The 13503-nt window shown below is 35.7% G+C and carries 11 protein-coding genes and 1 pseudogene; 9 read left to right on the top strand and 3 right to left on the bottom strand.

The features are described 5' to 3' along the window. The first annotated feature begins 229 nt into the window (after positions 1–229). The 3 genes from RCG18_RS23960 to RCG18_RS23950 all read left to right on the top strand — a co-directional run bounded on the left by RCG18_RS23960 (position 230) and on the right by RCG18_RS23950 (position 4039). Positions 230–1264 carry a Cfr family 23S rRNA (adenine(2503)-C(8))-methyltransferase gene (locus RCG18_RS23960; protein WP_308038504.1) on the top strand — a complete coding sequence of 345 codons (1035 nt, stop codon included), beginning with the start codon at positions 230–232 and terminating at the stop codon, positions 1262–1264. Between the two features lie 119 nt (positions 1265–1383). Then, a complete protein-coding gene (locus RCG18_RS23955; RefSeq protein ID WP_308038503.1) occupies positions 1384–1953 on the top strand; it encodes a TetR-like C-terminal domain-containing protein in 570 nt (189 codons plus the stop codon). A 292-nt stretch (positions 1954–2245) separates the two neighbouring features. Next, positions 2246–4039 carry an oleate hydratase gene (locus tag RCG18_RS23950; protein WP_308038502.1) on the top strand — a complete coding sequence of 598 codons (1794 nt, stop codon included), beginning with the start codon at positions 2246–2248 and terminating at the stop codon, positions 4037–4039. Between the two features lie 154 nt (positions 4040–4193). Here the strand turns inward: RCG18_RS23950 and RCG18_RS23945 are convergent, their stop codons facing one another. Further along, entirely contained in the window at positions 4194–4949 is a 756-nt protein-coding gene (locus RCG18_RS23945) for an AIM24 family protein (RefSeq protein ID WP_308038501.1), read from the bottom strand. A 44-nt stretch (positions 4950–4993) separates the two neighbouring features. Between RCG18_RS23945 and RCG18_RS29185 the strand changes: the two genes are divergently transcribed. Then, positions 4994–5263, top strand: a complete 270-nt coding sequence (locus tag RCG18_RS29185; protein WP_374119165.1) for a DUF2314 domain-containing protein — start codon at positions 4994–4996, stop codon at positions 5261–5263. A 254-nt stretch (positions 5264–5517) separates the two neighbouring features. Beyond that, entirely contained in the window at positions 5518–6642 is a 1125-nt protein-coding gene (locus tag RCG18_RS23940) for a radical SAM protein (RefSeq protein WP_308038500.1), read from the top strand. Positions 6643–6766: 124 nt separating this feature from the next. On the opposite strand, the gene RCG18_RS23935 is transcribed toward RCG18_RS23940, so the two are convergent. Beyond that, complete coding sequence (locus RCG18_RS23935; protein WP_308038499.1) at positions 6767–8185, bottom strand: DHA2 family efflux MFS transporter permease subunit; 1419 nt, start codon at positions 8183–8185, stop codon at positions 6767–6769. Between the two features lie 13 nt (positions 8186–8198). Then, a complete protein-coding gene (locus RCG18_RS23930; protein WP_308038498.1) occupies positions 8199–8480 on the bottom strand; it encodes a hypothetical protein in 282 nt (93 codons plus the stop codon). Between the two features lie 314 nt (positions 8481–8794). Here RCG18_RS23930 and RCG18_RS23925 point away from each other — a divergent pair, with 314 nt between their 5' ends. The 4 genes and pseudogenes from RCG18_RS23925 to RCG18_RS23910 all read left to right on the top strand — a co-directional run bounded on the left by RCG18_RS23925 (position 8795) and on the right by RCG18_RS23910 (position 13463). Beyond that, positions 8795–9424: a TetR/AcrR family transcriptional regulator C-terminal domain-containing protein gene (locus RCG18_RS23925; RefSeq protein WP_308038497.1), complete on the top strand. Its 630-nt coding sequence runs from the start codon at positions 8795–8797 to the stop codon at positions 9422–9424. A gap of 416 nt (positions 9425–9840) precedes the next feature. After that, positions 9841–12453, top strand: a complete 2613-nt coding sequence (gene ppsA / locus RCG18_RS23920; protein ID WP_308038496.1) for a phosphoenolpyruvate synthase — start codon at positions 9841–9843, stop codon at positions 12451–12453. Between the two features lie 15 nt (positions 12454–12468). Then, positions 12469–12807 (top strand): annotated as a pseudogene (locus tag RCG18_RS23915) (DUF4256 domain-containing protein); the annotation flags it as partial. A gap of 269 nt (positions 12808–13076) precedes the next feature. Then, positions 13077–13463: a VOC family protein gene (locus tag RCG18_RS23910; RefSeq protein ID WP_308038495.1), complete on the top strand. Its 387-nt coding sequence runs from the start codon at positions 13077–13079 to the stop codon at positions 13461–13463. The last annotated feature ends 40 nt before the right edge of the window (positions 13464–13503 follow it).

Genomic DNA, 13503 nt, shown 5'->3' with positions numbered 1-13503 from the left:
AATTTTGTTTGTTGAGCATGATAGTGCATTTTGTGAAAATGTTGCAACAAAAATAATAAAATTGTAAAGGTAGAAATGGCAATTAATATGTTTAATGGAAATATAAAAGTAACACACAATAGGCTCCATGCAAAGCCAGATGTTTTGGGCGACGCTTGCATGGAGTAGTATAAGTCGCTAATTATACTGGCTTTGCTTCTTAACTATTAATAGTGAGGAGGAAGCCTACATGAAACAGACAAAAACAAAATATGGGAAAATAAAACAAATAATATCAAATCTAAAATTACCTGATTATAGATACGAGCAGCTTATAAAGGCTATTTTTCATCAAAGAATAGATAATTTTGATGATATGCATATACTACCAAAAGCGTTACGGATAGCTTTAGTAAATGAGTTTGGAAATAGTGTATCTAGTGTAATACCTGTTTTTTCACAAGATTCTAAACAAGCTCAAAAATTGTTATTCGAATTGACTGATGGAGAAAAAATAGAAGCTATTGGACTAAAGTATAAACAGGGGTGGGAATCGTTTTGTATTTCTTCCCAATGTGGTTGTGGCTTTGGATGTCGTTTTTGTGCAACGGGAAGTGCTGGATTTAAACGCAATCTTACTGCTGATGAGATAACTGACCAATTACTTTATTTCTATTTTAATGACCATAGATTGAATAGTATTTCATTTATGGGAATGGGTGAGGCTTTTGCAAATCCGGAGTTATTTGATGCAGTAAAAATTTTAACTGATCAAAATTTATTTGGGTTAAGTCAACGAAGAATTACTATTTCAACAATTGGCATTATACCAGGAATTCAAAGATTGACCAAAGAATTTCCACAAGTGAATCTGGCTTTTTCACTTCATTCACCATTTGAAAGTCAACGAAGTGATTTAATGCCTATAAATAAAAGATTTCCATTGAATGAGGTAATGAAGACATTAGATGAACATATCATTCATACGGGACGACGAGTGTTTATTGCTTATATTATGCTTGAAGGAATTAATGATTCGAAAGAACATGCAGAGGCAGTTGTAGGTTTATTGAAAAATCGTGGTTCATGGGAGCATTTATATCACATTGATTTGATACCTTATAATTCTACGGACAAAACAACTTTTAAATTTCAATCTTCAAGTGCTATCAAGCAATTTTGCAGTACACTAAAGAAAGCTGGTATTAGTGTAACTGTTAGAACACAATTTGGTTCTGAAATTAGTGCTGCTTGCGGACAGTTGTGTTATGAAAATGAATTATGATGTTAGTTCAAAAATATCCATTTGAGTAAAGAAATAGTGTCATTTTGGCGCAAATAGGCAAAATAGCTTACCATGTGCTATAATTTTGAATACAGATTAAGCATTAAGGAGGTGGCGTCTTGGTACAGAAATATACCAAAAATTTGATTCGCGAGGTATTCATAAAGATGCTGAATGAGGTTCCACTTAACACAATCACGGTTAAGGCTATTGTTGCAGAATGTGAGATCAATAGAAATACATTTTATTATTACTATTCAGATGTATATGCAATTTTGTCAGAGATCTTCCAAACAGAACTTCAGACAGTCATTGACAAATATAATGATACACTCTCCTGGGAGGAGAGCTTTATTGCAGCTGCTAAGTTTGCTTTAGGGAACAGAAAAGCAATTTATCATGTATATAATTCCATGCAAAGAGAAGAATTGGAGAAATATATATACAATGTATCAGGAAATGTCATGACTAGGTATGTTGAAAAAGTAAGCGATGGTATCTCAGCCTCTTCGGGGGATAAAAAACTTATTGCTTCCTTTTATCAGTGTGCCCTCACTCAAATGGTGCTACACTGGATTGCTTCTGGAATGAAGGAAGATCCTGATGCTATCAGCAGACGAATAGGGCAGCTTTTCGATGGAAACATTGTCCTGTCCCTTAAGCGAAGTGCTGGTTTAACTAATATCTGATAAAAAAGTAGTAAGAGGTTTCTTTTTACTAGACATTATAATGTAAATGCCTAAAAATTAGGCAAAAAACTGCAGTGTTGGAATTTTGAACACTGCAGTTTTTTTATCTAATGTAAAAGATATTAAAAAGCTATATTATAAGTATAAACAAATCCTACGGACAGCAAGTATTCACAAAGTTAAAGTAGGAATTATTATGTATTGTACCACGTGGACATACTAATAAAGTGAATATGCAGAATTCTAAGCATAATAGTGGATTTGGAATACTATTAAGAAAGAGGGAGAAAAAATGAAAATAAAGACACATGATGATAGACTTAAGCTTACAAATGGAAGTTATCATGCTTTAGTAAATGCAAGAAAGCCTAAGGGAATTGATGATAAAAAAGCTTACTTAATAGGTACAGGAATTGGTGCTTTGGCTGCTGGATGCTTTTTGATTCGTGATGCACACATGGATGGCAGTAAGATTACCTTTTTAGAGCAATTAGATATACCTGGTGGATCCTTGGATGGTGCTATTCGTGAAAATATGGGTTACGTGGCACGTGGTGGACGTGAAATGGGACATCATTTTGAGGTTTTATGGAGCCTATTTAGTTCATTACCATCCACAGAAGATCCTAGTATGACTGTGTTAGACCATTTTTATTATACAAACTATGATGATCCAAACTTTAGCAATTGTCGTATTACTAAAAACCAAGGGGAGCGCTATGACAATGGAAAATTTAATTTGGGTCAAGACTTGGCAAAAGAATTAGCTGCTTTTACAAGCATGAGAGATGAAGAGCTTCAAAATAAATCTATAGAAGATATTTTTTCTGAAGAACTTTTAAATTCTGATTTTTGGACATTATGGAGAACAATGTTCGCTTTTGAGAACTGGCATAGTGCCCTAGAGATGAAACTATATATGAACCGTTTCATCCACCATGTTGGCGGCTTGACAAATCTTTCAGCTTTACAATTTTCAAGACATGATCAATACACTTCCTTTGTAAAACCTATGGTTAAATATTTGAAAGGCCATGGTGCTAAATTTGAATACGGAATCACTGTGGATAACGTTGAGTTTTCAATTTCAGATGATAAAAAGGTTGCAAAGAAAATAGTTGCAAAAGATAAGAATGGAAAGGACATTTCTATTGATTTAACAGAAAATGACTTAGTATTTATCACTAATGGATCCATGACTGAAGGTTCTGGATATGGTGATGACAATAGCCCTGCTCCATTTAACAAGGAACTAGGAGGATGCTGGAATTTGTGGAGGAATATAGCCGCTCAATCAGATGAATTTGGAAATCCAGATAAGTTCTGTACAGATACAGAAAAATCTAATTGGGAGTCTTGTACAGTAACTTGTCATGATGAACGTGTTCCTAAGTACATTGAAAAGATCACAAAACGTTCACCATATGGCGGACGTACTGTAACAGGCGGCATAGTTACAGCTGTTGACTCTTCATGGCTTATGAGCTGGACCATAAACCGTCAAGAGCAGTATTATGGACAACCTGAAAAAGACGTTGTGGTTTGGGTATATGGTTTATTTTCTGATGTTCCTGGAGACTATATTAAAAAATCTATGAGAGATTGTACTGGTAAGGAAATCACAAAAGAATGGCTATATCATATAGGTGTTCCTGCAGATGAAATAGAAGAATTAGCAGAAAGCTGCACTGCAATTCCTGTTATGATGCCATTTATCACATCTATGTTTATGCCACGTGCATTTGGAGATCGTCCTTATGTTGTACCAAAGAATGCAGTAAACTTTGCTTTCCTTGGACAATTTGCTGAAACATTGGATGATCCGGGACGTGATACTGTATTTACTATTGAATATTCAGGACGTACAGCTATGGAAGCAGTATATGTCTTGACTGGAGTTGAAAAAGGAGTTCCTGAGGTATTTGCGTCCAGATATGATATCCGCTACTTATTAAATGCAGGTGTAAGTTTATTAGATGGCGAAAAACCACAAATTGATTTGCCACCACTTACTAAACGTAAAATTGTAAAACAATTAGCAGGAACAGATATTGAACAATTATTGAAAGAATATGGAATTATTTAATGGCATTTAGAATTAAATGATTTATTTAAAATCCCGAATTTGAAAAAATCGGGATTTTAATTTATGCCCATTTATATCATATCCCTAGGTGCGGAAGATAATTAGTATCCTTGTTAACTAATATCTTTGCATCTAGAGAAACTACAGATATAACTTATTCAATAGGTGCCATAAGTATTCTTCCTGTTCCACGATACACATTAACTAACCCTTCGCCTGAAACCGCAGAACCAATTAGGCTTTTGCTGGATTTTTCAACTCTAAAATCTAGTGAATCAGACCATGCAATGGCATAGTTTCCATCAATTCTAACTTCATCATTTTCAAGTACAAATTCTATGAGTTCATCTCTTGGAACAGGGCTCTCTAGAACAGCAATTCCTTCACCTTTAAGGCATAAGTTGAATAAACCTTCTTTCCCAAGTACTGCTGAAGAAAGATTAGTTCTAGCTACTACTTTTTGCTGAACTTTTGATTCACAGGCAAGAAAAAGTCCATCATCTAGTACTATTCCACCCCATTCTGAAACCTCCTCAAGTAAAATGTGTTTATATATAGGTTCTAACATTAATAAACCAGTTCCTTGATATTTTGGCTTTATTGTAGATTCTTTTGTTACCTTAGAAGATAAAGCTTTACCAAATAAATCACCAAGTCCTTTAACATCTGCTGCCATATTAACAGCTCCAGAAGTCCACTGCATTGCTCCAGCACTAATTGTATAAGCATTACCTTTTAGTTCAATCAAAACCTGTTTTTTTCTAACGTTCATTTCTGAAGCAAAGTATGCAGCTATTGCATTTGTAGCATCTACACTTAAATCTTTCTTATATTCAAGAACTTTAACATCGCCTTTAGCTTCTACTACTTCTATATTTTTATTTTCATAGAGATTTTTACATATTACCATTTTAATTTTTCCCCCTCTTAATAAGTTATTACTAGTTTAGATGTATTTTATATGATAGAGACATAAGTGATTTTCTTTGTTTTAATAGGTATGCTTTTCATTATGTATATTATACCATTAAACATATTTGGTTTGAAGTTCTTGAAATAAATGGTCAAAAGATAAAGAGAATTTTAACTCAAGAACCATATTATATAAGAGAATTAACAGTAAATACTGAAATGGAACTAAATTTAAAAGATTTAACCGACTGGATATTATATACACCAGATGGTCAAATTACTCCAGATAGTGTGCATTTACTAGAAGAATAAATTGTAATTACGTAATTAGTATCCAGGTTTTCAAGAAATACAATGGTAAAGCTGCAAAGGAAACACAGTTAGAACCTTGAGAAATCAGGGTTTTTTTATGCAAAAAGTTATATGTTTTCAAAGACATAGTAAGGAAACAATGAAAGTGATATAATAGTGGAGCAAGTATGTCTTTTGAAGAAGAATATGTGAAAAATCATAGCAAGAAGATTTGAATTGAATCTTTAGGAAGACTAATTAGAGGAGGATACATTATGAAAATTTCAAAGAAAGATGCGTTGATATGGTTTGATTTTTTTTCGCAAATGCCTGAAGATGAGGAAATTAGTCCAAAACATGAAGAAATCATTTACTCTACCTTTGCACAAATTGAGGCGGCGATCGAACATAGAAATGATACGTTAATGTCGAAAATTAGAGGTTTAAAAACTTTAGAGAATAGAACTTTTTTTGTGGGAAATGAAAGCAAATTTTCCAAAGGATGTCGCTCTTGTCTGTTGGGCACTGGCTTGGGTGCAATTAGGAAAACGAACAAATGTAACATAGAGTGTAAGTTCTGTTATAATTACGGACAACTAGAAAATATTCCACCAGTTGGCGAAGGCATGTGGGAAATTGGAGGCACAAAGTTTTATGAGAAGGATATTGATTTACTTCTTTCCATTCACCAGAAACCCACTGGTGTTGCCTACGTTTATTTAGAGCCATTCATGGAAATTGAAAAATACTATTCGGTAATAAAGAAATTTAGTGATGCTCAAATTTATCAACATCTATATACAAATGGCATTTTAGCTACGGAAGAGACATTGAAAGCATTAGGTGAAGCCGGTCTTAATGAGATACGTTTCAACCTAGGTGCTTCTAACTGTTCAGACAAAGTTATTGAAAACATTGGAATAGCGAAAAAATATATTAAAAATGTAGGTATTGAAACTCCAATGACTCCTGAGTTTTTTGAAGCTTTTTCTAAGAAAAAGCAAGCAATCTTCGAGACAAAACTCGATTTTATCAATTGTGCTGAATTACATTTAAATGAGAATAACATAGACAATTATTATGGGGAAAACATGTATATTTCCAGACATGGCTATATATCTCCGATTTGGAGTAGGGAATTAACTCTGAAATTCATGAAGATAGCTGATGAAGAAAACTGGGATTTAGCAGTTCATGATTGCTCAAACTATACAAAATTTGCTAGAGATTTAAATTTGAGTAGCAAAGAGGGCAAGTGGTTCGGAGCCAGTAATTATGCCTGTGAGTTTTCTGGGATTCCATTCGAGATATTTTTCCCAATACTGAATGATGACAATTTCCAATTTTTAAGTGAAGAAGAATTACCTGACGGATATAAACCAGAAGTGATAGAGTTTTAGAGTGACTTGTCATTTTGTCTTTCCTTAAAAAAGCCAGAAAAAATAATTTGCCGCTTGGACCTTACCAGGTCCAAGCGGCATTATTTTTCTATACAGAGATTTTTTGACGCTTACATAAAACTAACTAGCGTGCTTTTTTTATTTCTTCAAATACTAGAATTAAGGATAATATTAGGAGTAATATTACACTACCAAATAACAACCAAGTGACATTTCTAAAAGCAGATAAAGTGTAGGCTTGGTTTAAGTTGCTAGTTAAATTTCTAGTATATAGTAAAGTGATTGTAGCTGTTCCTATGGACGCTCCTGTTCGCTGCAGCATATTCAGTATAGGTGCCGAATCTGCTGTCTGATCAGGAGTAACAGTGGTTAGACCAGCGGTCATGGCGGGAACAGTAGTCATTGCTGAGCCTAATCCCCACACGAAAAAAGCGAAGACAACTAAAGGCATTCCCGTATTCATACTAAAAGAAGCAAACAATAGCGTAGATAAAGCCAATATGGTACATCCTGCAAATATAACTCTTCCAGCTCCATGTCTGTCTGTGAACCAACCCGCAAGCGGGAAACCAATAGCAGTTCCTATTACTTGAGATAATATCAATATACTTGTAGCAAGCAAGTTCATACCGCGAGCATCTGTTAAGTAATGAGGAAGAAGAACTTGTGCTCCAAAGTTTATAGCACCACCTAAAAACATGACGATAGCAGCTACTGAAAATATTCCATTACCAAATAACCTTATTTGCAATATTGGTTTGTCCAGACTTAACGACCTTATAATAAAACCAACCAAAAAAACAATTCCGATAATTATTAGTACTGATGTATTGGTTGAACTAATGCTTGTCGTATTACCAATAGAGGTAATACCATAAATAAGTACCGGTAGGCCAATTGTTATCAATGAAAAGCCAATCCAATCAAATTTGCCCGCCTCATCGAGCTTGATTTTGGGAAGCCATTTAAATCCCATGAAAAATGCAGCTAAACAAAGAGGAAGGTTGATCCAAAATAGCCAAGTCCAATCTAATCTGCTTAGAATAGCATTACTTAAAGTTGTACCAATCGTTGGCGCAAGAACAACTGCAATACCTACAATGCTCACAACTCTGCCAAGTCGTTTTTTACCAGCTGCCATACTCATAACTATTTGTCCAGCCGGTACAAGAAGGCCACCTGACAAGCCTTGCAGAACTCTGCAAATTATAAGCATGTAAATAACCTTTGACTCAGCGCACAATATTGAAAAAAACGAGAACAAAACTAAGCTGGTTAGCCAAAGCTTGGTTGGCCCTAATTTACGGGACAGCCATGCACTTAGCGGAACACCTGCGGCCAGAGATAAAAAATATCCTGTCGATATCCATTGTACAATTGAACTTGAAGTATGTAAGCTTGCTGCAATTGATGGCAGAGCAACATTAAGCATCGTCGAAGATAACATCGAAGTAAATGCTCCAATAACTATAATTATAGCCTGCCAAAATAGAATAAACGGTATGGGCTCACTTTTATTGAATTTTTTATCATTGTTAATCATTGCTAGTCTCCTCCTATATCTCCCTAAAACATAATAGATTCATTCTGCATGAGCAGCTTCTAGATCCCACAGAATCCACATAAACACAAGTGCAACCATGTGAAACCCGCTTGATAGGATCAGTAACTTCTAAGGCATGATAGTCGTTTATTTCAGTAACTATGTATTTGTTAGGTACAACATCAGTAACATCAGCCGCAAAATACTTGTCCAGGTTTTCTGCGAATTCGAGAGTTGATGACAAATTTTTCAATAGATATTCCTTTTCTATTGGTACACCCCAGTACATCTGCATATGACTAGACTGTTTCAGTATACTGTTTTTATTAAAATTCATAGTTTTAGCTCCTTTCAGATATTAATTGTAAACTATAAAATTATCACAAATCTATCAGTGATAGGTTTTGCGAATGACTTAATTCTACTCTATCAGTGATAGATTTGTCAATATATTATTAAATTAAAATTTCAAATACAGTTTTGAGCTTTGAAAAACAATATTGTAAATATAGCAGCAGATTCCTCAATATATATATTGCAAAAGAAAGATGTTAGATATAATATATCATTGATAGGTTTTAAAAACGTGAATAAGGAGAACTTTTAAATATGGCAAAGATAAAACGTGAAGAGGTCATAGAGATGGCACTTGAACTTCTTAAAGAGGGTGGATTAGAAGCTATTACAACTCGGCGTTTAGCACAGAGATTAGGAGTTGAATCAGCGTCACTTTATTGGCATGTAAAAGATAAGGCAACACTACTTGGTGAAATGGCATTTACTATAATGACTAGATATCACACAATTGAGACACCGCAAGATACTAAACAATGGGAAAAGTGGTTTATTGATAATGCATGTAGCTTTAGAAATGCTCTATTAGCTTATCCAGATGGAGCAATGCTTCATGCTGGATCAATTCCTATTTATAATGATCTTATTAAATTAGCACCTAAAATTGAATATCTCATGCGAGCAGGTTTTTCTGAGAGTGAAGCTCAGATGGCAATGCTGACAATGAGCCAATTTACTATAGGATGTGTAATTGAGGAACAAACACGAAATAAGAGAGGAATATTAAAATCAGCATCTATTCAGAAGTTTAAAGAATCTCAAGGTGATACAGATATTGATGCATTGACTTCTGATGTAATAAATATTGTTGAAAACGGTGTACAAGACACTTTTGAATTCGGACTAAAACTCATTATTAAAGGTTTAAAATATAAAAAGCAATAGAAAAGCTAGATATTATGTATTTAGATAGTGAAGAGAGAGAAATATACGAAGATGATCTTAAAGCAGAATTAAAAACTGCTGAGAAGAAAGGAAAAGAAGAAGAAATAAAAAAGCTAAAGAAGTAGCAAATTCGCTGTACTTACTAAAACCCACGAGGGACGTAAACAATTTGTTTTGTTAAAAAATCAACTACTCTCCCACTTTTATTATATCATATGAAATTTTTAAATAACAGGCTTATAATTTGCGCTTATTGTGTGTATTATAGGAACAGATATCATTTCATAGAGAATTGATTCACCTATACCTAGAAAAGGGGTTAAAGGTCTGAATGACCTTTAACGAGTAGTTTGCGAGTGGGAGAGAGTAGGTTAAACTACGATCGGTTCCGACTGAAAGGAGAAAGGAGAATGTGTATGAATTCATATGTGCTTAGCTTTCAGGAAATTGACAAAACTAAGCTTTTCGTAGTTGGGGGTAAAGGCGCCAACCTGGGGGAACTATCCAAAGTAGAGGGAATACTGGTACCGGATGGTTTTTGTGTTACTACAGAAGCATATAAAAAGATAACTGAACATAATGAGGAACTTAACAGTTTATTAGATGAATTAACGCAGCTTAGAGTGGAAGACAGAGAAAAGGTTAGTGAAGTTAGCAAGAAAATTCGCATGGTCATCGAAAGTATAGCTATTTCAAAGGATATAGAAGAAGAGATTGCAATTTTTCTCACAAAGTTTGGTGAAAAGGATGCCTATGCTGTGCGTTCCAGCGCAACGGCGGAGGATTTACCGACTGCTTCCTTTGCCGGCCAACAAGATACGTATTTGAACGTTATCGGAAGGGAGGCAATCTTAAAGCATGTAAGCAAGTGCTGGGCATCGCTATTTACTGAAAGGGCAGTAACTTACCGCCTTCAAAATGGCTTCGACCATCGTAAGGTCCACCTGTCTGTGGTTGTCCAAAAGATGATCTTCCCAGAGGTATCAGGAATTTTGTTTACTGCCGATCCTGTAACTTCTAATAGGAAGGTGTTATCCATTGATGCCAGCTTCGGACTTGGTGAGGCCCTGGTCTCTGGACTTGTGAATGCTGATAACTATAAAGTACAAAGCGGCAAGATTGTGGATAAGAAGATATCCACCAAGAAGCTAGGCTTCTATGCCTTGGAAGATGGTGGTACGAAAGAAATGGAGATTGAGCCTGAAATACAAAATGGGCAAGCGCTGGCGGATGAACAGATTTTGAGCCTCGCGCACATGGGAAGAAATATCGAAGAACATTTTGGCTACCCACAAGACATCGAATGGTGTTTGGCTCATGATACATTTTATATTGTCCAGAGTCGACCAATTACTACTTTATACCCTATCCCTGAAGCTAATGATGATGAAAAGCACGTTTATTTATCTGTCGGCCATCAACAAATGATGACCGACCCCTTGAAGCCGCTCGGAATGTCTTTAAAGGAATTAATATCTTTTGGCCGCTGGTTTAAAGCTGGTGGAAGGTTGTTTGTTGATGTGGCACCAATGCTGGCTTCACCAGATAGCAGAGAGATGTTATTAAATAATATGAAACAACTCGAGCCGCTCACAGAGGATGCAGTTAAGACCATAATAGAGCGAGATTTCATAAAATGTTTACCTAATGATAAAGTGGAAAAGAGTGATCGTAAAAGTAATAAAAGTGTGCCGACCCCGAATTTAGAGGAGCAAATCGAAAGCAACCCGACAATCGTTTCTGATTTGATTAAGAAGAGTGAAGCCTCCATAGAAGAGTTAAAACAAAAAATTCAAAGGAAATCTGGAGCAGATTTAATTGATTTTATTCTAGAAGATACAAATGAGTTAAAGAGGATTTTATTTGACCCACAAAGTACAGCTGTATTTATGGCTGCTATAAATGCTTCACTTTGGATTAATGAAAAGATGAACGATTGGTTAGGTGAAAAAAACGCAGCAGATACCCTTTCTCAATCTGTACCAAGCAACATTACTTCGGAAATGGGTCTGGCACTAATGGATGTGGCAGATGTGATTCGTCCTTATCCAGAAGTAGTTGAGTATTTACAACATGTAAAAGACGATAACTTTTTGGAGGAAGTAGTTAAGTTCCATGGTGGACAGGAAACGCGAGATGAAATCTTGTCTTATCTGAGCAAATATGGAATGCGATGCAGTGGAGAAATCGATATAACTAGAACCCGCTTTAGCGAAAAGCCAATTACACTTGTCCCCATGATTCTTAATAACATCAAGAACTTTGGGCCTAATGCTGGCAAAAGGAAATTTGAGCAAGGGCGACAGGAGGCTTTGAAAAAAGAACAAGAGTTATTAGAACGATTGAAACAATTACCGGATGGTGAACAAAAAGCCAAAGAAACAAAAAGAAAAATTGACTTAATTCGGAATTTTATTGGCTATCGCGAATATCCAAAATACGGCATGGTTAGTCGCTACTTTGTTTATAAGCAAGCTTTAATGAAAGAAGCGGAAAGGCTCGTGCAAGAGGGCGTTATTCATGAAAAAGAAGATATTTACTACCTTAATTTTGAAGAACTTCGCGAAGTAATACGCACAAATAAACTTGATTGTGAGATTATAAGCAAAAGGAAAAATGAGCACAAATTAAATGAAAAGCTAACTCCACCACGTGTTATGACCTCTGATGGTGAAATTATTACAGGTGAGTACAAACGAGAAAATCTCCCAGCGGGCGCTATTGCAGGTCTCCCAGTTTCGTCTGGAGTTGTAGAGGGAAGAGCACGTGTCATCTTAAACATGGAAGATGCTGATCTAGAAGAAGGAGATATATTAGTTACCGCCTTTACTGACCCTAGCTGGACACCATTGTTCGTATCCATAAAAGGCCTAGTCACCGAAGTTGGTGGACTGATGACCCATGGAGCAGTTATAGCACGTGAATATGGATTACCAGCAGTTGTCGGAGTAGAAAATGCTACTAAACTGATAAAAGATGGGCAGCAAATTCGCGTTCATGGAACAGAAGGGTATGTAGAAATCCTATGATACGGATGACCTGATTTTTATGATTGTTCAGCGGAAAGTCCTAAAGGCCGCAGAAGTGTTTGTTACGGCCGTGAGGCTCTGGAGTCAAGGAAAGCACATAAACCGGAAAATAGTGCTATTGATATGGCAGCTGCCATTGGCATTGAACTTCTAACGGAAGAACAATATCGCGAGCTGCAGAAACTTGGGAATTTTGATATGAAGACGTCGAGCTGGTTGAAAACACCTTCTGAGATTAGAAAACTCGGCGGTGCCATCTTTGCTGATTTCCGCTACGGCAATGTCTTCGTATATCATAATGGTGCGGAATCTTACTATAGCGCCAGGGGATTCCGTGGCTCGCTCAGAGTCTAAATTTTGCACAAACAACGAACTGGAGGGCTCCTTGTTGCACGTTTCAGAAAAGTAACATAGTTATAATTAGTGTGTTTATGTTTCTGTAGACACACTTTTTCTCTGTCATTATGTATTTGAAACAAGAAATAATATCCTTGACAACAGTATAGCATAATGTTACTATTCAAACATACCGAACGGTCGGTATTTGAAATAGCTTTATAATAATTACATTTCTGTTAAATACGATTTGAAAAGAATACCAATATATTAAGGAGGAAGATGATATGAAAATTGAATTAGCTAGTGTGTTTGTAGATGACACCAATAAAGCACTTAAATTCTACACTGAGGTATTGGGTTTTGTGAAGAAAGTACATATACCTGAAGTAAATTGGATAACAGTTACATCACCTGACGAACCGAAAGGTACACAGCTGCTTCTTGAACCCAATGATAACCCTGTTGCTGAGACATATCAAAAAGGCATTTTTGATCAGGGCATACCAGCAACATCCTTTGCCGTGGAAGATATCGAGAAGGAGTATGAAAGGTTGGTGCAACTGGGCGTTGAGTTTACTATAAAGCCAACAAAATCAGTAGGAGCTATTATTGCTGTATTTAATGATACTTGTGGTAACCTCATACAAATTCATCAAGTGCTAGTTGATTAAGATAATGCCCCTTACCAAATTGAAAAAATTAAGAGGAAAG

Origin of the sequence: Clostridium sp. OS1-26 (genome assembly GCF_030915445.1) — a bacterium.
Taxonomy (GTDB): Bacteria; Bacillota; Clostridia; order Clostridiales; family Clostridiaceae; genus Clostridium_AM.
This window is presented reverse-complemented; position numbering and strand designations above follow the sequence as displayed.